This is a genomic window from Albibacterium sp. (genome assembly GCF_035514885.1).
GTDB lineage: Bacteria > Bacteroidota > Bacteroidia > Sphingobacteriales > Sphingobacteriaceae > Albibacterium.
Map to the genome: position 1 here is coordinate 1 of NZ_DATJCH010000027.1, position 18268 is coordinate 18268.

Consider the following 18268-nt stretch of genomic DNA (forward strand, 5'->3'; position numbering starts at 1 on the left):
CCTGCTAAACCATCCCCCGGACCTTCCTGCAGCCTGAGCCCGCCGTGTCTGCGCTAATATCATCGAAATAGCGCAGACACAGCACTCTAATTCCCCAACAAGTCCGCTGCCATCTTTTACATGGGCCGGACATGCGTCGGACAAGGGGGCTAGGGATTCTTATAGAGAAGAGAGTCTCTATCCTTATATATAAAGACAAATATTAATCTATTTACCTTGAATTTTGATAATACCCTTATAGATCCTCGAAATAATACCTATTTTTAAACTTTGAAAAAAAAGATCTAAATGCATCAACAAAACATATTACTATTTGGAGAATTACTACTCAGATTAAATCCACAGAAAGAGGAGTTCATCAACTCTGATAACTTAATAAATATATTTCCCGGAGGGTCTGAAGCGAATGTAGCTACATCTTTGGGTCAATGGAACATTCAAAACTCATACATAAGCTGCATCCCTGATAATGAATTAACGAAACAGATACTTAAAAACATATCGGATAAAAACGTTAACACTGATAAATGCATCCTTAAAGATGGACGATTAGGATTATATTTCCTGCTATCGGCCAATGGACTAACGAAGGGTGAAGTAATTTATGACCGTGCTCATTCATCCTTCTTTAATTTACGTCCGGGGGAAATTGATTGGGACAATCTGTTGGAAGGCCATACCTGGTTTCACTGGAGTGCGCTTACTCCGGCCTTAAATTCTAATCTGGCCGAAGTAATGGAAGAAGCATTGATTGCTGCAAAGAGAAAAGGGCTGACAATATCTGTCGATTTAAATTACAGGAACCGACTTTGGAATTACGGAAAAGCGCCAAATGAAATAATGCCTAAGCTTGTTCAATACTGTGATGTAATTATGGGAAATATCTGGGCTGCAAACTCAATGCTATCCATTCCTGTTGATAATACATTAAACAGAGAGAGCTCTAATCAGGAGGATTATATTAAAGGAGCGAACGACTCTGCAAAATCGCTCTTTAATCGCTATCCAAACTGCAAACATATTGCCTACACTTTTCGATTCATGGACTCGCCTATCCATAACCTTTTATATGGCACCTACCATACGCCCACTCATGATTATGTATCGGATAGTCATGAAACCTATCAAGTAATTGATCGTATTGGGAGTGGCGATGCTTTTATGGCTGGATTAATATACGGACTATCGACAAATAAAGAAGGACAAGAACTTATTAATATGGCTACATCTGCCGGATTTAAAAAACTGTTTGTTAAGGGTGACTTTGGAAATGGTGATATTTAACAATTATAAAAAACTCACAAAATGAATTCTATTACTACAATATTAAATCATATTCAAAACTATCCCATCATCCCGGTTTATTATAATGATGATGCAAATAAATGTATCTCTATTGTACAAGCTTGTTATGAAGGAGGGATCAGAACATTTGAATTTACGAACCGTGGCAAGAAAGCACTGGATAACTTTAAAGCGCTAGTTGATTATCGGGACAAGCACCTTCCTGAGCTCTATTTAGGAATTGGAACCATTAAAACACCTGAGGAGGCACAAGAATACATTCAATTAGGCGCAGATTTCATAGTAAGTCCGGTAGTAAATCCTGCAATCGCTGAATTTACCCTTAAAAAAGATATCCTATGGATTCCCGGATGTATGACACCAACGGAGATCTCAATTGCTGAAAATGCGGGAGCTCCATTAATTAAACTTTTCCCAGGTAGCATTATTGGTCCTGACTTTCTAAAGAATATCAAACCGCTGTTTCCTTCTTTATTATTTATGCCTACCGGTGGTATCGGACTGGAAAAAGAAAGCTTAGACGCTTGGTTCTCAAAAGGTGCGGTTGCTATTGGATTGGGATCAAACCTTTTTCAAGCACCATCAGGCTCTTCCACTCCTGATAATTATGAATGGTTAGTTAAGCGTTGCCAGGAGGTTTTCTCTTCATTGGACGACAAATAGTACTAATAAAAAAAGCTGAAGGGGTAAGACCCCTCCAGCTAATCAATAAACCTAATAAACAAACAAATTAAAACAGAAACATATTTTAGTGTTTCTACTTAACCCTCTTAAACTACTTCAGGGAGAAGATAAGGTGCTCTATAATCACGACTAAGCATGCTATTAGCTTCTGCCTCACTATCGCCAATAAAACGTTCAGCAACCGGATCAAATTGAAGTTGCTTACCCAAACGATAGGAAACATTACCCAGATGAGCCAATGAAGAAGATAAAGCTCCTGTTTGTACGGGTCCGTTCTGAATACTCATGTCTCTTGCTCGGATCGCATCAAACCAATTTTGAAAATGCAGTGTCAGTTCTCCTCCCTCTTTACGGCTTGGACCCTTTTCCCTCTTTGGACCCAAGAAACTTTCGTAAGTTCCATAACCATTAACTACAAGGTACCCTTTATCTCCGTAGAAGATATTCCCGACTCCAGCACCATCTTCTAAGTTCGTATACCAGTTACGGACTTCAAATTGAATAATTTTTTTCTCCTTTGGATAATGGTATATAGATGTTTGAATTTCGGGAACCTCCTTTGAATCGTCCCATAGGAATTTCCCACCCATTGAGGTAATTCTTTCGGGCAAACTATCAACACCTAAGCCCCACATACAAAGATCTGTTTCATGAATTCCCTGATTCCCGACATCTCCATTCCCATAGTCCCAATGCCAATGCCAATTGTAATGAACCAGATCTTCCGTGAAAGGTCTCATCGGAGCCGGCCCACACCACAGATCGTAATTCAATCCTGTGGGTGTTCGCGAAATACCCTTATTACCGATATCCGGCCGTGAACGGAAAACCAATCCCCTTGCCATATACACACGTCCAATTAATCCTTCCTCCAAATGCTTTACGGCTTCTCGAATTGCAACTGAACTTCTTAATTGAACACCATGTTGCACGATGCGGTTATATTTATAAGCTGCTTCAACAATCTTTTTGCCTTCATAAATATTATGAGTTGCAGGTTTCTCAACATATACATCTTTACCCGCTTGACAAGCCCATACGGTTTGCAATGCATGCCAATGATTTGGCGTTGCAAGAGTTACCGCATCAATATCCTTATCATCCAGCACTTTACGAAAATCCTGCTCAATAGCTACTTTTCTGCCATATTTATCCTCAAAGGATTTAGCTCGATCTCTTAAAAGGTTCATATCCGGATCGCAAAGAGTAACCACTTCAACATTCCCGTTTCCAGCAAGCTCCATAATTGTCTCAATATGTGATTTGCCTCTCCCATTAATGCCTGCTACTGCTACGCGAATACGATCATTAGCCCCTTTGGCACTGGCTGGAATAATTACCGGCTTCGTTACCTGTGCAGATAATGTAGTAGGAGTAACAGCCGCAATCAAAGCTCCGGTAGCGGCAGTTTTAAGAAAACTTCTTCTCGAATTTTGTTCTTCTTTTTCCATTATTAGATAATTTCATATTAATTATTTAACTCCCATAACAGCATTCATATCAGAGTTACTTATAAACTATACTCTTCTATTATTTAATCCTGACGATAATTTGGGTTCTGCAACAATTGAGGTGCTTTTTGCCGCTCAGTTGTAGTAATTGGCAACCAGTAGGTGGCGTTTGTTATTATATTATTTGGCATTGCCTGATTATACTTCCAAGTAGTTGTAACCTTTGCTGGGTTCGTCCTTTTATCAGTCACTTCCGTAATATCGACTCCATATTGTGGTTGCGTCATTGTTTCATCCATAATTACCCATCTCCTTATATCAAACCACCTAGACTCTTCGCCATAAAGCTCAATTTTCCTCTCATGCCTTAACGCATCTCTTAAATCAGCATCAGTCGCAGTGGTATTGGGAAGAAGCACTCGATTTCTAAAGAAATTCACCCATTTTCTAGCTTCTGCATACTCTCCCAGCTCCCAACAAGCCTCTGCATAACCAAGTACAACTTCTGTGTAGCGCAAATACGGCCAGATATTTGAATTGTAGCCCGTACTTCCTGTGACACCTTGCTGCACCCACTTCATGGTCAGATACCCAACATAGTTACCATTGCCAGCCACAATTGGTCCATTACGTGTATCCAGACCGTAAAGGATTGACTCAGATCCATCCGCATTAATTGTCACACGCGTACGTCTGTCATAAATACCCACCGGATCACGAAGTTTTAAACTTGATGGTCTTGGTTCAATATCATAGATAGCACTATCATATAATACATTCGCATAAAACCGTGCTTCCCGGTTATGATATGGATTTGGATTTTCAAATCCTGTAACTTCTGTTTTATTCTTTATATACCTGGCGGTATTACCTCCTTCACTCGACTCATCGATATAAAAGTGCTCAAAGAAATTCGTGCCATCTTCCATTTCATATTCATCCACCATTCTTTGTAAAGGTGCATTCCTTCCGTAAAGTCCGTCATAACCATTCGGTCCATCTATCTGATTATTTCTGTGTCTACTACCAAGTCCCTGATCAAACATTTTAGCAAATATAAATTCACCATTAGCAGGGGTTGTGCTATTGCCCGTCAGAGCTCTATAGTTTTTAGCTACTATTTCCTTATCACCAGTTGCTGCTCCAAAATCTGCTAATGCTAATGAAGAACCCGGTAGGTCCATCAAGGCTTTCGCTGCATTTTTTGCAGCAGTCCATAAAGCAGTTCTATTTGGATTTACATAATGAACGAGCTCATTGGTTTCACTTATGTTTATACCCGACACATCTCCTGCGGTAAGATCGCTTGCAGCAAAGAGTAATATTCTTGCTTTAAGAGCTAAAGCAGCTTCTTTAGTTGCTCTCCCTAATACTTGCTGAGATTTTAACGGCAATAAATCAGCAGCAGCATCGCAATCAGCAACAATAAAGTTAACGGTCTCTTCAAAGCTTGCTCTCGTAATTGTGGAGAAATCGTCATTCAACTCAGCACTTTTACTCAACAAAGGCAATCCTCCATAAGATCGTGCCATGTTTGTGTAGTTAAAGGCTCTCAAGAACAAAGCCTCCCCTTTCAAAACATCTGTTTTAGCTTTTATATCAGCCTGCTGACCTGATGGATAAGTCTCTGCAACCCCATCAATTTTATCAAGAAACTTATTTAGACGTTGCACCTGTGAAAATTGTGACCACCTGTAACTTTCTGTAAAATGATTACCAAGAGACGCATCGGGAGACATGGTTCCGTTAAGAAGCGAGGTGGTACTTGCCCCTCGACCAAATATTGCTTCATCAGTAAAGTTGCTTGCTTTAACACTTAAAAATCCATGACCAAGGCCATTGTAGCAATAATTTAGATATGAACTAGCGAGTTCAGGACTAGACCATACAGTTGCGTCAGAATATTGATCCAATGGTGTTTTATCCAATATATCTTTCTGACATGCAACAAAGAAACACACAAGGACAAATAGATTTAAACCACTTAAATATTTTTTCATAACTTTTATTTTTGATTTAGTTAAAAAGATAGTCTTGCTCCTAATGCCAGCACTCTTGTAGTTGGGTAAGTAGAAACGGATGATACCTCCGGATCAAAACCTACATCGTTTTTGTTATATAAGAAGAAGAGATTCTTACCTGTTACATATACGCTTGCACCCTTCAACCTAATGGCTTTCAATGCTTTTTCTGGTATTGCGAAAGAAAGTTCAACATTTTTCAGGCGTGCGAAAGCCATATTATAATAGTCAAAACTAGCCAGATAAGCATCTTTTCTCCAGTACTCCTCTACTCTTTCAAAAGCTCTATGCATGGTTGCATTGGTATTGGTTTCTGTCCATCGGTCGTCGGCATAGTACTGAAAATAATTACCGAAAGTACCCATGTATATAAAGTCACCTTCTGAATTAGCAATCCTTTTCCAATTATTTCCAACACCTTGAACCAATGCTTGTAGCTGCCAATTTTTATACTTTAAGGAAAGATTAAGTCCAAATGTAATTTCCGGATTACCGTTCAGATCATACACCACTTTATCTGCTTCAGTAATTTCGCCATCATTATTATAATCTTCTAATATTACATCTCCGGCTCTTGCGCCAGGAACGTGTGGAGTTGCGTTAACCTGTTCAGCATCTTTGTATATTCCAATAGCCCTGTATTGAAGGAAAGCAGAAGTAGAATGACCGGTCAACCTCTGCCAATCATAGGAAGTCTCCGGCTCATCATATTCAATGATCTTATTGCGAGCAAATGAGAACATACCCGTAACAGAGTAACTTACGTTTCCGGCTTTATTATTATATCCCAGTGAAGCGTCAAAACCTTTACTTGAAACAATTCCGTAATTTTCATCTGGCAACGACAGACCCGTAAAATCTGGCACAGAAGCATTTCTAGCTACGAGAATATTAGTACGCTTTTGATAAAACGCATCAACATCAAATTTGACCTTACTATTAAACATATACGATTCAAATCCTGCATTATAAACATTTGCTACCTCCCAAGTTATAAAAGGATTAGGTTCTCCAACTTGGTATAAACTAGATTCATACCCTCTCGAAGCTCCAAATGTCTGACCTGTACCTGTAGCATACATTGTCAAGTATTGAAATGGTATTACGGCATCGTTTCCTAATTGTCCGTATGAAGCTTTTAATTTAAAATAATTAATTGCCTTGATATTATTCGTCCAGAAATCTTCGCTTGATGCAGTCCATCCCAAAAGAACACTTGGAAAGGTTCCCCAGCGACCCGCATCTTCAGAGAATCTCAATGAACCATCTCGACGAAGAGTAAATTCGAACAGGTATTTGCTATCATAATTATAAGCAAGCCTTCCAAAATAGTTTAACCTGGCATCAATGCCTACGGATGAACTATTACTCATTTCCTCAGTAGCTCCAAAATTCAAATAAGGCAATGCTGTTGTCTGGAATCCTCTACGATAAGCAGTTATGCCTTTACTAAGGTAATCCATGCTTTCGACCGCAACAAACGTACTAACCGAATGCTTATCGAAGGATTTATCATAATTAATCTTAAAGCTGCTTGTAATACTCCTTGAATCAGAATACGAATCTTCTACTCTGGGATCTGCAATTTCTGCTCTCACTTGAGGCTTAAGAAAAGCCTGTCCATTCTGGCTTCCATCATTTCCAGCAGCTAAATAAGCTGCTTCATCCAGAAAGTATAGTGTCGCCAAATCTCTAACATACTTTCTTACACCGAAAAACATGTCATAAGAATAGTTACCAACTAAAGACAAACCATCTACCCATGGAACTTTAACAGTTGCAGTTAACATATTCTCACTTCGATAGCGTTTATAGTCTGTGTAACCTGTTTTGCTTGCGTCTGTATCTGTTACCGGCTGTTGAGCTTTTTCAATATCCGGACCAGGCTCTCCCGTTGGCCACACCGCTGTAGACACTGGTAGATTCCTTATAATACTACCAAAAGAAGTATTGTAAGGATCCATTATATCTGATTCAGACCCTCCTATATTAAGATTTAGAGAGATGTACTCGTTTAATGTTGCATCTAAATTGAGTCTAACGTTATATCTATTATAAGAGGACGATCCGGATTTATAAATTCCATCATCTGTCTGCGCACCAAATGATCCGTAATACTTTATATCTTTTGTTCCTCCGGAAACTCTGAAGGTATAATGATTACTTCTCGCATTGTCTTTCACAACCGTGTTAAACCAATCGGTATTCGGATGAGTCCATGGATATGCTCCGGACCTGAATTTTTCAACATCTTCTGTAGAATATGCCATATCCTCTTCGCCGATACCTCTATAAGATTGCACTTCTCTTATCATGGTAGCATACGTGGCAGCATCAGTCATTTCCGGGAGCAAAGACGCTGCAGACCATCCTGAATAAAAATCAAAATCAAATCTTGGAGCACTTACCCGACCTTTCTTTGTAGTTACAAGAATAACACCATTTGCAGCTCGAGAACCATATATACCAGCGGAAGCATCCTTTAAGACAGAGAGGCTTTCTATATCTCCCGGTTCTATAGAGTTAAGGTCTCGACCAGGAATACCATCAACAACAACCAAAACATCGGTATTGCCAGAGGCATTGGCAATGGTAGCAGTTCCTCTTATTTTTAATGATGCGTTATCTGCACCTGGACGGCCGCTTGACTGTGTAACGAACAAACCTGGCATACGACCACTTAATGCACTAGAAACATTGGTAGTTGGTGTTGCTGTTATCTCTTCGGATGATAGAGTTGAAATGGATCCGATTACATTGACTTTCTTCTGGACGCCATAACCTACTGCTACTACCGCTTCTTCCATCTCAATAGACTGCCCAGCCAAGACCACATTTACTGTAGTTCTATCTGCTACAGCCACTTCTTGAGATTTCATCCCAATAAATGAAAACTGTAAAGTCGCGTTTGCCGGAACATTTAAGAGTGCATAATGCCCTTCACCATCCGTCATAGTTGAGTTTTGTGTACCCATTACTAATACTGTAACTCCAGGAAGAGAATCTCCAAAAGAATCTGTCACTTTACCTGTTATTGATTTTTGCTGTTGAATATTAACTAATTCAATTCTGACACGGTTAAAATCTTTAGCTGATGCATTCATATAAGAAGTTGAATGCTCGGAAGAAGCTTCGATCTCACTGAAAGTATTTTCATTGATTTTCTTTTCAAAGCTTAGACCTAAAGGATAACCTGCTGAGACTTGAAAAAGTGTAGTGAAAAATAATAGGGTTGTTAGTAAGGTTTTTTGTTTCATAATGTTAAAATGATGTTAAACAATTTTATGAGTTCACCCGCATCGACATGGTCGTTTCAAAATTTCCTCTCGAAATTTTTCATTGATATTCTTTCTGTTTCATATTGGTTAGTGTAGTATTTCTACTATATGCATACAGATCATACGCGCATAATAATGTGCATATCTCCTTCTTTGTCAACACAATGTAAACATATAATATCTACATAATGTCCATTTTAAGTGTATTTATTCACGCAATCGTTGCCAATTATTACCGCAATCGTTGCCAATGCACTTTTACATTTTTGCCATTTTTTGCTTTCCAATTCACATTTAGAAAAATCAATAATAATTACAGCAAGAAATGAATGACAATACTAGAAGACAGGTAGTAAAATTTGCGAAGAAGAGCTTTCGCTAAGAAGGATAAAATAGTACTAATAAAAAAAGCTGAAGGGGTAAGACCCCTCCAGCTAATCAATAAACCTAATAAACAAACAAATTAAAAAGTGAAATACGTTTTGGCGTTATTGTAACAGATATCCTGAACCATTTTTCCGATAAAATCGATATCTGCTGGCAGCTCTCCTCTTTCTACATCTTCTCCAAGTAGATTACAAAGTATTCTTCGGAAATATTCATGTCGAGGGTAGGATAAGAAGCTGCGGGAATCAGTCAACATTCCTATAAAATGACTGAGTAGTCCTAAGTTAGATACTGTATTCAATTGGTTGATTATTCCTATCTTCTGATCCAAGAACCACCATGCAGCTCCATATTGCATTTTTCCGGCAACTGACCCATCGTTAAAATTAGCAACCATTGCTGCCACTACATCATTGTCGGCAGGGTTCAGATTATAAAGAATAGTCTTTGTTAAAGAGTCGCTTGTGTCTAACTTATCCAGGAAACGAGATAGTTGAACTGCTTGCTTAAAGTCGCCAATTGAATCTAGTCCGGCATCAACCCCAATATTCTTTAACAAGCGACTATTGTTATTTCTCAATGGACCCAAATGAAATTGCTGAACCCAGCCTTTTTCATGATTCCATAAAGCAAAATTATATAATAAAGCAGATTTAAACTTCAGTTCTTCTGTAGCGTTGATTGCGCCGCCATTCTGTACTTTTTGAAAGATTGACTCTACTTCTTCTTCTGTATAATCTTCTGCATACATATGTGATAAACCGTGATCTGAAACAGAACAGCCTCTCTCAGCAAAAAAGTCATGTCTGGCTTTTAAAGCTTTCAGATAATCTGCAAAGCTGCCAATCTTACCTGAATTCAAACCTTCCAATTGTGAGATCAGAGTCCTTAGGCTTTCTGTATTCTCGATAGCCATAAAATTATCTGGCCGAAAAGATGACAATACACGTACTTCAAACCCATCTTCCTTTATTTTTTTGTGTGCGGCTAAGTCATCGATAGGATTATCGGTAGTTCCTACTACTTTGACCTTCATCTTTTTTAATAAGCTACGCACTGAAAATTCGGGAGATTGTAGTTTCTCTGAACATTCATCATAGATTTTCCTGGCTGTTTTAGGCGTCAAAAGCTCATGAATGTCGAAATAACGTTGTAATTCTAAATGGGTCCAATGATATAATGGGTTTCTCATGGTATTTGGAACTGTCTCTGCCCATTTTTCAAACTTCTCGTAGTCGCTTTTATCTCCGGTTATATAAGCCTCAGACACTCCGTTTGCACGCATAGCTCTCCACTTATAATGATCTCCATATAGCCAGATTTGAGTAAGGTTCTCGAATTTCTGATCATTGGCGATTTGCTCGGGAGGAACATGGCTATGATAGTCTATAATAGGCATATCTTTAGCGTATTCATGATATAACCTACTTCCGAATTTGTTATTTAACAGGAAATCATCATCTAAGAATTCTTTCATTAGTTTGCGTCTAAATTTCTAATAATTCCATATTCCAGTCCTCGTATCTCAGCCAGCCCTTTTAATCTGCCAATTCCTGAATATCCGGGGTTTACTACTTTCCCTAAATCATCCAACATTTGATGACCATGATCTGGCCGCATCGGAATATTAATTTTATTTTTCTGCATACAGGCTACTACTTCTTTCACCACCGCATACATATCAGTATTTCCTTCCAAGTGATTATCTTCAAAGAAATCGCCTCGTTCATTTCTTCTTACGTTTCTTAAATGCAGGAAATAAATACGGTCTCCAAACTGTCGGATCATTGCTGGTAAATCATTCGCCGGGTTTACTCCCAATGACCCTGTGCAGAAACAGATGCCATTACTTTTTGAAGGAACATGCGCTATCAAATATTCATAATCGGATGTCTTACTGACAACACGCGGCAGTCCTAAGATCGGATAAGGTGGGTCATCCGGGTGTACCACCATTTTCACATTGTTTGCCTCTGCTACCGGAACAATCTCTTTTAGAAAGGCAACCAGGTTATTCCTCAGTTTATCAGCATCTATTCCTTGATAAGTATTCAATGCTGATCTAAACTTCTCAATGCTGTAGCCTTCTTCGCTTCCGGGTAAACCAGCAATGATGTTTGCTTGTAGAGTAGCTCTTTCAGATTCGCTCATAGCATCAAACTTGCTCTTTGCTCCTTCCACTTCCTCTATGCTATAGTCTAATTCCGCATTGTCTCTTTTTAATATAAAAAGATCGAATACAACCAACGCTAGCTTCTCAAATAACAGTGCCTTTGCTCCATTCTCTAATTCGTAGAATAAATTAGTGCGCGTCCAATCTAGAATTGGCATAAAGTTATAAGTGACAATATTAACATCGCAGCTCGCCAAATTACGAATAGACTGCTTATAGTTTTCTAAGTGTTTTAAATAATCACCGCTTCTGGTTTTAATATCTTCCGAAACAGGTAAGCTTTCAACCACATTCCATACCATACCCGCGGCATTAATCTCATCTTTACGCTTCTGTATTTCTTCTATTTCCCAAACTTCTCCATTAGGAATATGATGCAAAGCAGTAACAATACCTTCGCAACCAGCCTGTCTTATATCACTAAGTTTTACCGGGTCATTCGGCCCAAACCAACGCATTGTTGGAATCATTTTATAATCCATCATTATTCATTTATGATTTAAACTCCACCAAATGCAGCAAAACCTCCATCAACATTGATAATAGTGCCTGTTACAAACTTAGACTCATCACTTAATAACCAAATAAGGGCACCTTCTAATTCACTCGGAACACCAAATCTCTTAAATGGCGTTTGCTTGATTACTAAGTTACCTCGATCGGTATAGCTTTTATCCTCGTTAGTAAGTAATGTTCTATTTTGTTCGGTAATAAAAAAGCCCGGTGCGATGGCATTCATTCTTACTTTATCGCCGTAACGATTTGCCAATTCTACAGCAAACCATTTTGTATAAAGGTCAATCGCTGCTTTTGCCATGCTGTAGCCCATCACTTTAGTTATCACTCTCTGCGATGTCATCGATGAAATATTCACAATACTACCATTTTCTGATTTCGCTATTTCTTCTCCAAAGACTTGAGTTGCATTAATAGTACCGAACAAATTCAAATTCATCACCTTGCTCATTGATTCTAAATCAATGTTAAAAAGATCAGCTTCAGGTGCTATTACAGCTCCGGGCATATTGCCTCCAGCAGCATTAACTAAGGCATCAATCTTCCCGAATTTATTGAGTATTTTACCCTTTGCTTCCGAAAGACTATTGATATCCATTACATCTGCAATTACAGCCAGAGCTTTGCCACCGTCTGCTTCAATGGCCGAGGCTCTTTTTTCCGCAACTTCACGATTTCTACCTAGTACTACAACAGTTCCTCCTCTTGCATGAATGCTATTGACAAAAGATTCTCCTAAAACTCCGGTTCCTCCTGTTACAACAATTACTTTATCTGTTAATGATCCAAATTCCATTTTAATCCAGTTTATTTAATCTTATAATTCAATTGGCTTCATACGTCTGGTAAGCAATTGAATAATTATCCAGGCAAGGAAATAAGCACATCCACATATTATAAACAATATATTATAACCTGCCGTTATATTTCCTAAATTTTTATAATATGCTAACAATGTTCCTACAATCACCGGGAACAAGGTTGAAGCAATTGACCCCGACATCCCTCCTATACCGACAACTGTACTTACTGCTTTCTTAGGGAACATGTCTGATACAATCGTAAAAATGTTTGCGCTCCATGCCTGGTGGGCTGCGGTGGCTATACTTATAAGAATAACTACTTGCCAAATATTTCCGGCATATTGAACTAAGAAAATTGGAGTTACCGCAATAGCTACTATTAATAGTGTAACTTTTCTGGCTTTCAATACCGGCCAACCTATCTTTATAAAGTGAGAGGATAAATATCCACCACCAATACTTCCAAAAGTAGTTGCTGCATATACTACTGCAAGCTGAAGGCTTGGTTTGGTTAAATCCAATGCAAAAGCATCAGCAAAATAAGAAGGCAACCAAAATAAAAAGAACCACCATATCGGATCTGTCAGCACTTTACCAACTATAAACACCCATGTTTGTTTCAAACGAAGCAGCTGGCCCCATTTCAATTTAACGGGAGAAGCTTCTTCTTCAGCATCTGCATCACTATGAATATGGTCAAACTCCGGTTGTTTAAGTCTTTTTTGCTTAGAAGGAACTTCGTAGAATATCCACCAGAATATTAACCAAACAAAACCTAAAGCACCTGTTATCCAGAAAGCTTCGTACCATCCATACGCACCCAATATCAAGGGAACAATGATGGGGGCTGCTACTGCACCGATACTTGTACCTGAATTAAATATTCCGGTAGCTAATGCCCGTTCTTTTTTTGGAAACCATTCTGCTACAGCTTTAACTCCAGCAGGAAAGTTTCCTGCCTCTGCTAGACCTAATAAACCTCTAGCAAAACCAAATCCTACTGTACTTCTTGCAACTGCGTGCAGCATCGCTGCAATACTCCAAACTGAAACTGAAACCGCATAACCCACTTTTGTCCCTACCTTATCGATGAAGGTACCGAAAAGGACATACCCTAAAGCATACATAGCTGCAAAAACCATGACGATATATCCATAATCAACCTCTGTCCAATTAAACTCTACCTCCAGAGTTGGTTTTAGCAAACCGATCACTTGCCGATCTATGTAGTTAATTGTTGTTGCAAAAAAGAGCAATGCGCAAATTATCCAACGGTAATTTCCAACTTTAGTATTTTCCATGGTTCAATGGTTTATTTGGTTATAAGGATTAAAGGGTAGTAATAGTAACTTCAGCACCTTTGCGTTCTGCTGAAACATATCCGGCATATATTGTTGCTATTACATCTGCAGCTAAACTGCTATTACTTTCTATTGGTGTTCCGTATGCAGCTGAGCGATAGAAGGCATCCATTTCATGTTGATATCCATTAAACCATCCTTCATCAGGGGATAGCGAGGACCAACCTTGCTTAGTTTCTGTTTTCTCAACAACATATACATCTTTAAAATACTTTTCATCAGGTGTATACGATTGCATTGCATCATTAGGACCTATATTACAGAGGGTTCTATGATTGTTTGCATGTATTTCTAACCTATTTCTAACACCACCTAAGACCAGCTCACTGGCAAATAAATCAGCGATCGTTCCATCTTCAAAAACAATATGAACAACAGCTACATCTTCAATATCCTTATAAGTAGTTTGTAAGTGTCCTTTATTAATATAAGTAGGCATTCTGGTTATTGAATGAGTACGTGAAGAAATAGTTTTTGGCCTGATGGGTTCGCCTGTACGTGCTCTTCCTTCCACATGTTTCAAATATATCGCAGCAGTAATGGGATGAGAACCTTTTCCAATCATAGACCCTCCTCCAGAAAGTTTCCACTGACCATATGCCAGTGAATGAGAACCTGAATGGGATTGCTCGCCCTGGATCCATAATATCTGCGCGCCTGTTTTTTCTAATACGTCTCTCTCCTTTTGTATAGCAGGGGCATACACCCAATTCTCTGCATACATTATGCGTCCTTCACTTTCCTTTTCTGCATCAAGCATTCTTTTCAGGCTTGCAATAGTATGTTCCAATCCCTTTTCACGCGCAAAGGTGTCGCCATTAAAATCCTCTGCCCCATCTCCAAAATAACCGGTAAAAGGTTTTTCTACTATTACATGTTTATTCTTTTTTAATGCTGCAATTACCAAAGGCTCATGAGTAAGCGGAGGAGTACAAATATGAAGCACATCGCTATTGTTTATCAAATCATCTAAATCAGTATAGGCTTGCAGATTTCTAAGACTCGTAAATTCTTTTAGCCTTTCTTCAGTAACCGAATAAACTCCTACTACTTCTACTTTTGTACTAAAAACACGTTGAAGCGCTTCGTAATGAAACCTTGCCGCAAAGCCCGATCCGATTATTCCAGCCTTGATTACACTTTTATCCATGTTTAAAAATTAGTTCCTAAATATTTATATTTTACTCGTCCTGGCGAGATCGTTTTAATTGGCAATTACAATCGCTTAACTATGTTTTTGCAAACGTTTGCAGACACATAGTTAAATATAAAAATCAGCAATATCAAAAAAAAGATAAAATATTTTACAGGCAATAATCAGGCAATAATAAGGAGAAGAGTTAAGATCAAACCCTTGAGCTTGATTCTCGCTTTATTAACTCAATGGAAGTAGTCAAAGAGATATAACTCTTATTATTTTCAGTAGATTGAATTAGATCCATGATTAGCTTTGCCGCTCCATCGCCCATTAAATGAGGGAATTGCTCTACCGATGTAATTTTAGGCCTGGATATTTCCACTCTATTATCATTTGAATAACCAGCTACCTTTAGGTCGCTTGGAATTGAAATATTATTCCCTTCACCATACTCGATAACAGCTAAGGCCGCTGTATCATTACAGGCAAAAATAGCGTCTGGCACAATTTTCCCTGCAAACAATTTATCACAACTGATGAATGTATTTTCTTTATTAAGCTCGTGAAAGAAAACTAAGTCTTCGTTATAAGGAACATCGTATTCATTCAATGCTTCTTTATAACCGTTAAACCTATGTTGGTAAATACTACAACTTAATGGGCCGCTTATATGTGCAATGTGCTTGCACCCTTGCTCCAATAAATGTTTAGTAACCTGATAACCACCATTAAATTCATCACCCACAATTTTATGACAGGCCTTATCTTTTGGCACACGATCATAAAAAACAACAGGAATACCCCGCATAGAAGGTCTTTCAAAAACAGAATAGTCTTTCGTGTATAATGTGGATGATACAATCAATCCTTCTACCTGCGTGGCCAGCAAAAGGTCCACTAGCTTCTTTTCCAGTTCTGGAGACTCATTTGATTGACAGACCATGAGATTATAACCATAGGTATGGAGTCTGTTTTGAATCGATGTGATTACAGCCGACTGAAAGGGCATAGATACCCGGGGAACAATCAATCCGATTATTTTTGACCGACTGCTTCGTAAGGCAGCAGCTAAAGCATTATAACGATATCCTAGCTTTTCTGCTGCAGCTTTTACCTTGAGCTTGGTTTCTTCACTTATATGCGGGTGATCGCTTAATGCTCTTGATATAGATGAAACAGACATACCTACTTCTCGCGCTATATCTTTTATTGTAACAGGCTGGTCCTTCATAGTTTTGTGCAATCGTTCCCAAAAATATCGATATATATTGAAATTAAGCTTAATATCAATATTTTTTTAAATATCGTTGATAATTTCTTTTTAAATATATGTGAAATGAAATCCAAGACAACTGTAAGATTAAATTCGCTGCTTCATCACAAGAGGCTATTAATCAATGCATATTGACTAAATACCTGTCCAGTTTTAAGAATTAGATAAAATAAGAACTTATGCTGAAAAAAATTTTGATTTAAAATTATTTTTACATAACTATGTATATGCAAACGATTGCAGATAGAAATGAAGATTTCTAATAACCCTCAATTAACCAATATTAAATTATGAAAAACCAATCTCTTTCCAGACGTAAGTTCCTTGGGACCACTACACTTGCGGTTGCAGGATTTGCGGTAGCTGCTGATTCAGCTTTCGGAGCACCGGCTTACATTAAGAACTTAGGTAAGCCAAATTCATTATTTAACGGCGTCCAAATTGGGTGCAATACCTATTCTTTCAGAAGTATGCCACTTCATGCTGATACTGTTCTTCAATATTGTCTTGATGCGAACCTTAGTGCAATTGAAATGAAAGGCGATGAAGCAGAAGACTTTGGAGGAGCTCCAAAAGCTCCGGCCCGGCCTCAAATGGCAGCACCTGCTCCAGGACAGCCACGGCCGCAACCTAGTCCGGAATACCAGGAAGCTGTAGAAGAATACACTAAAAAAATAGCTGAGTGGCGTGCGAATGTTCCAATGGAAAAGTTTTCACAAATCAAAAAGATGTATAATGATGCCGGCGTATCAATATATGCCTACAAGCCAAATGCTTTGGGTCCCAACAATACAGATGCAGAAATTGACTATACTTTCCGAGCTGCCAAAGCACTCGGAGCAAACCAGGTCACAGTAGAATTTCCATCAAATTCAGCACATACTAAGAAGCTTGGAGAATATGGGGCTAAATACAAAATCTATGTAGGATACCATGGCCATTTACAACAAACGTTTGATATGTGGGATGCATCCTTTATTCAATCTGCTTATAATGCGGCCAACTTTGATATGGGACATTATGTGGCTGCTGGATTCGATCCGATTGAATTTATTAATGGAAGACACTCTCATATTGTCAGCATGCATGTAAAGGACAGAAAGTCTAAAGCCAATGGTGGTGCCAACTTGCCTTGGGGTGAAGGCGATACTCCTATTATAGAAGTGCTTCAACTAATGGCCAAAAATAAATATTCATTTCCTGCTTCTATTGAATTAGAATATCAGATTCCCGCTGGATCTGATGCTGTGAAGGAAGTTGCGAAGTGCGTTGAGTATGCAAGAAAAGCATTGGGCGCTTAAACTAACAAAATCTAAGCTTTAATTTGGGTTTCAAAACATCCATATTAAACCCTTACATACAGGGAGATGGGACTTTTACCCTCAATTTTTAACCAAAAGGATAAATCTATGAATCTTAATTTACAAAAACCTATTAACTGGAACAAAGTAATGAGAATTACGGCAGGCCAGGTATTAGTTGTACTTGTTTTGGGAAGCACCTCTTTTGCATCAAGCAACAGTGTGTTGAGCCCCATGGTAAGTTTGGCAGCTAATAATTCGAGTCTGGTTCAGGCCACGGTATCAGGAACAGTTACAGATGCTGCCGGAGGGACTTTGCCAGGCGTAAGCGTAGTGGTAAAGGGAACCACAAACGGCACGCTGACCGATGTGAATGGCCGTTATACGTTAAATGCTCCGGCAAATGCCACTTTAGAGTTTACCTACATTGGCTATGTAGCTCAGGAAGTTGCAGTCAACAACCGTGCAGCTGTTAATGTGACACTTGCCGAGGCTGTAACCAGTTTGAACGAAGTGGTTGTAACCGGTTATACCACAGAACAGAAGAAAGACATCATCGGTGCAGTATCCATCGTAA

The 18268-nt window shown here is 38.7% G+C and carries 13 protein-coding genes; 4 read left to right on the forward strand and 9 right to left on the reverse strand.

The window, feature by feature from the left end:
* Window positions 1-288: 288 nt before the first annotated feature.
* Window positions 289-1284 (forward strand): PfkB family carbohydrate kinase, encoded by a 996-nt coding sequence (locus VL047_RS13455; protein ID WP_325361391.1) that lies wholly within the window; start codon window positions 289-291, stop codon window positions 1282-1284.
* Between the two features lie 21 nt (window positions 1285-1305).
* Window positions 1306-1968 carry a bifunctional 4-hydroxy-2-oxoglutarate aldolase/2-dehydro-3-deoxy-phosphogluconate aldolase gene (locus tag VL047_RS13460; RefSeq protein ID WP_325361393.1) on the forward strand — a complete coding sequence of 221 codons (663 nt, stop codon included), beginning with the start codon at window positions 1306-1308 and terminating at the stop codon, window positions 1966-1968.
* Window positions 1969-2075: 107 nt separating this feature from the next.
* Here VL047_RS13460 and VL047_RS13465 read toward each other — a convergent pair whose 3' ends face one another.
* The 9 genes from VL047_RS13465 to VL047_RS13505 all read right to left on the reverse strand — a co-directional run bounded on the left by VL047_RS13465 (window position 2076) and on the right by VL047_RS13505 (window position 16348).
* Window positions 2076-3440, reverse strand: coding sequence for a Gfo/Idh/MocA family oxidoreductase (locus VL047_RS13465; protein ID WP_325361395.1), 1365 nt, complete (start codon window positions 3438-3440; stop codon window positions 2076-2078).
* Between the two features lie 83 nt (window positions 3441-3523).
* Complete coding sequence (locus VL047_RS13470; RefSeq protein WP_325361396.1) at window positions 3524-5440, reverse strand: RagB/SusD family nutrient uptake outer membrane protein; 1917 nt, start codon at window positions 5438-5440, stop codon at window positions 3524-3526.
* A gap of 20 nt (window positions 5441-5460) precedes the next feature.
* Window positions 5461-8718 (reverse strand): TonB-dependent receptor, encoded by a 3258-nt coding sequence (locus VL047_RS13475; RefSeq protein ID WP_325361398.1) that lies wholly within the window; start codon window positions 8716-8718, stop codon window positions 5461-5463.
* Window positions 8719-9202: 484 nt separating this feature from the next.
* The gene (gene uxaC / locus VL047_RS13480) at window positions 9203-10603 is read right to left on the reverse strand and encodes a glucuronate isomerase (protein ID WP_325361400.1); all 1401 of its coding nucleotides are present in this window, start codon (window positions 10601-10603) and stop codon (window positions 9203-9205) included.
* Window positions 10603-11784, reverse strand: a complete 1182-nt coding sequence (gene uxuA, locus VL047_RS13485) for a mannonate dehydratase (protein WP_325361402.1) — start codon at window positions 11782-11784, stop codon at window positions 10603-10605. The genes uxaC and uxuA overlap by 1 nt, the downstream gene beginning before the upstream one ends.
* A 14-nt stretch (window positions 11785-11798) precedes the next feature.
* Window positions 11799-12611 (reverse strand): SDR family oxidoreductase, encoded by an 813-nt coding sequence (locus VL047_RS13490; RefSeq protein WP_325361404.1) that lies wholly within the window; start codon window positions 12609-12611, stop codon window positions 11799-11801.
* A gap of 21 nt (window positions 12612-12632) precedes the next feature.
* Window positions 12633-13919: an MFS transporter gene (locus VL047_RS13495; protein WP_325361406.1), complete on the reverse strand. Its 1287-nt coding sequence runs from the start codon at window positions 13917-13919 to the stop codon at window positions 12633-12635.
* Between the two features lie 28 nt (window positions 13920-13947).
* Window positions 13948-15129, reverse strand: a complete 1182-nt coding sequence (locus VL047_RS13500; protein WP_325361408.1) for a Gfo/Idh/MocA family oxidoreductase — start codon at window positions 15127-15129, stop codon at window positions 13948-13950.
* A 196-nt stretch (window positions 15130-15325) separates the two neighbouring features.
* Window positions 15326-16348 (reverse strand): LacI family DNA-binding transcriptional regulator, encoded by a 1023-nt coding sequence (locus VL047_RS13505; protein WP_325361410.1) that lies wholly within the window; start codon window positions 16346-16348, stop codon window positions 15326-15328.
* Window positions 16349-16680: 332 nt separating this feature from the next.
* Between VL047_RS13505 and VL047_RS13510 the strand changes: the two genes are divergently transcribed.
* Window positions 16681-17691 carry a sugar phosphate isomerase/epimerase gene (locus VL047_RS13510; protein WP_325361412.1) on the forward strand — a complete coding sequence of 337 codons (1011 nt, stop codon included), beginning with the start codon at window positions 16681-16683 and terminating at the stop codon, window positions 17689-17691.
* A 108-nt stretch (window positions 17692-17799) separates the two neighbouring features.
* Window positions 17800-18268 (forward strand): carboxypeptidase-like regulatory domain-containing protein (locus tag VL047_RS13515; protein WP_325361414.1); only part of this gene is annotated, 469 nt, incomplete at its 3' end.

What these genes read in the sequence shown, in the direction of transcription:
- VL047_RS13500 (WP_325361408.1), bottom strand. Translation starts at nt 15,129, where the DNA reads ATGGATAAAAGTGTAATCAAGGCTGGAATAATCGGATCGGGCTTTGCG.
- VL047_RS13465 (WP_325361395.1), bottom strand. Translation starts at nt 3,440, where the DNA reads ATGGAAAAAGAAGAACAAAATTCGAGAAGAAGTTTTCTTAAAACTGCC.
- VL047_RS13495 (WP_325361406.1), bottom strand. Translation starts at nt 13,919, where the DNA reads ATGGAAAATACTAAAGTTGGAAATTACCGTTGGATAATTTGCGCATTG.
- VL047_RS13490 (WP_325361404.1), bottom strand. Translation starts at nt 12,611, where the DNA reads ATGGAATTTGGATCATTAACAGATAAAGTAATTGTTGTAACAGGAGGA.
- VL047_RS13455 (WP_325361391.1), top strand. Translation starts at nt 289, where the DNA reads ATGCATCAACAAAACATATTACTATTTGGAGAATTACTACTCAGATTA.
- uxaC (WP_325361400.1), bottom strand. Translation starts at nt 10,603, where the DNA reads ATGAAAGAATTCTTAGATGATGATTTCCTGTTAAATAACAAATTCGGA.
- VL047_RS13470 (WP_325361396.1), bottom strand. Translation starts at nt 5,440, where the DNA reads ATGAAAAAATATTTAAGTGGTTTAAATCTATTTGTCCTTGTGTGTTTC.
- VL047_RS13505 (WP_325361410.1), bottom strand. Translation starts at nt 16,348, where the DNA reads ATGAAGGACCAGCCTGTTACAATAAAAGATATAGCGCGAGAAGTAGGT.
- VL047_RS13510 (WP_325361412.1), top strand. Translation starts at nt 16,681, where the DNA reads ATGAAAAACCAATCTCTTTCCAGACGTAAGTTCCTTGGGACCACTACA.
- VL047_RS13475 (WP_325361398.1), bottom strand. Translation starts at nt 8,718, where the DNA reads ATGAAACAAAAAACCTTACTAACAACCCTATTATTTTTCACTACACTT.
- VL047_RS13460 (WP_325361393.1), top strand. Translation starts at nt 1,306, where the DNA reads ATGAATTCTATTACTACAATATTAAATCATATTCAAAACTATCCCATC.
- uxuA (WP_325361402.1), bottom strand. Translation starts at nt 11,784, where the DNA reads ATGATGGATTATAAAATGATTCCAACAATGCGTTGGTTTGGGCCGAAT.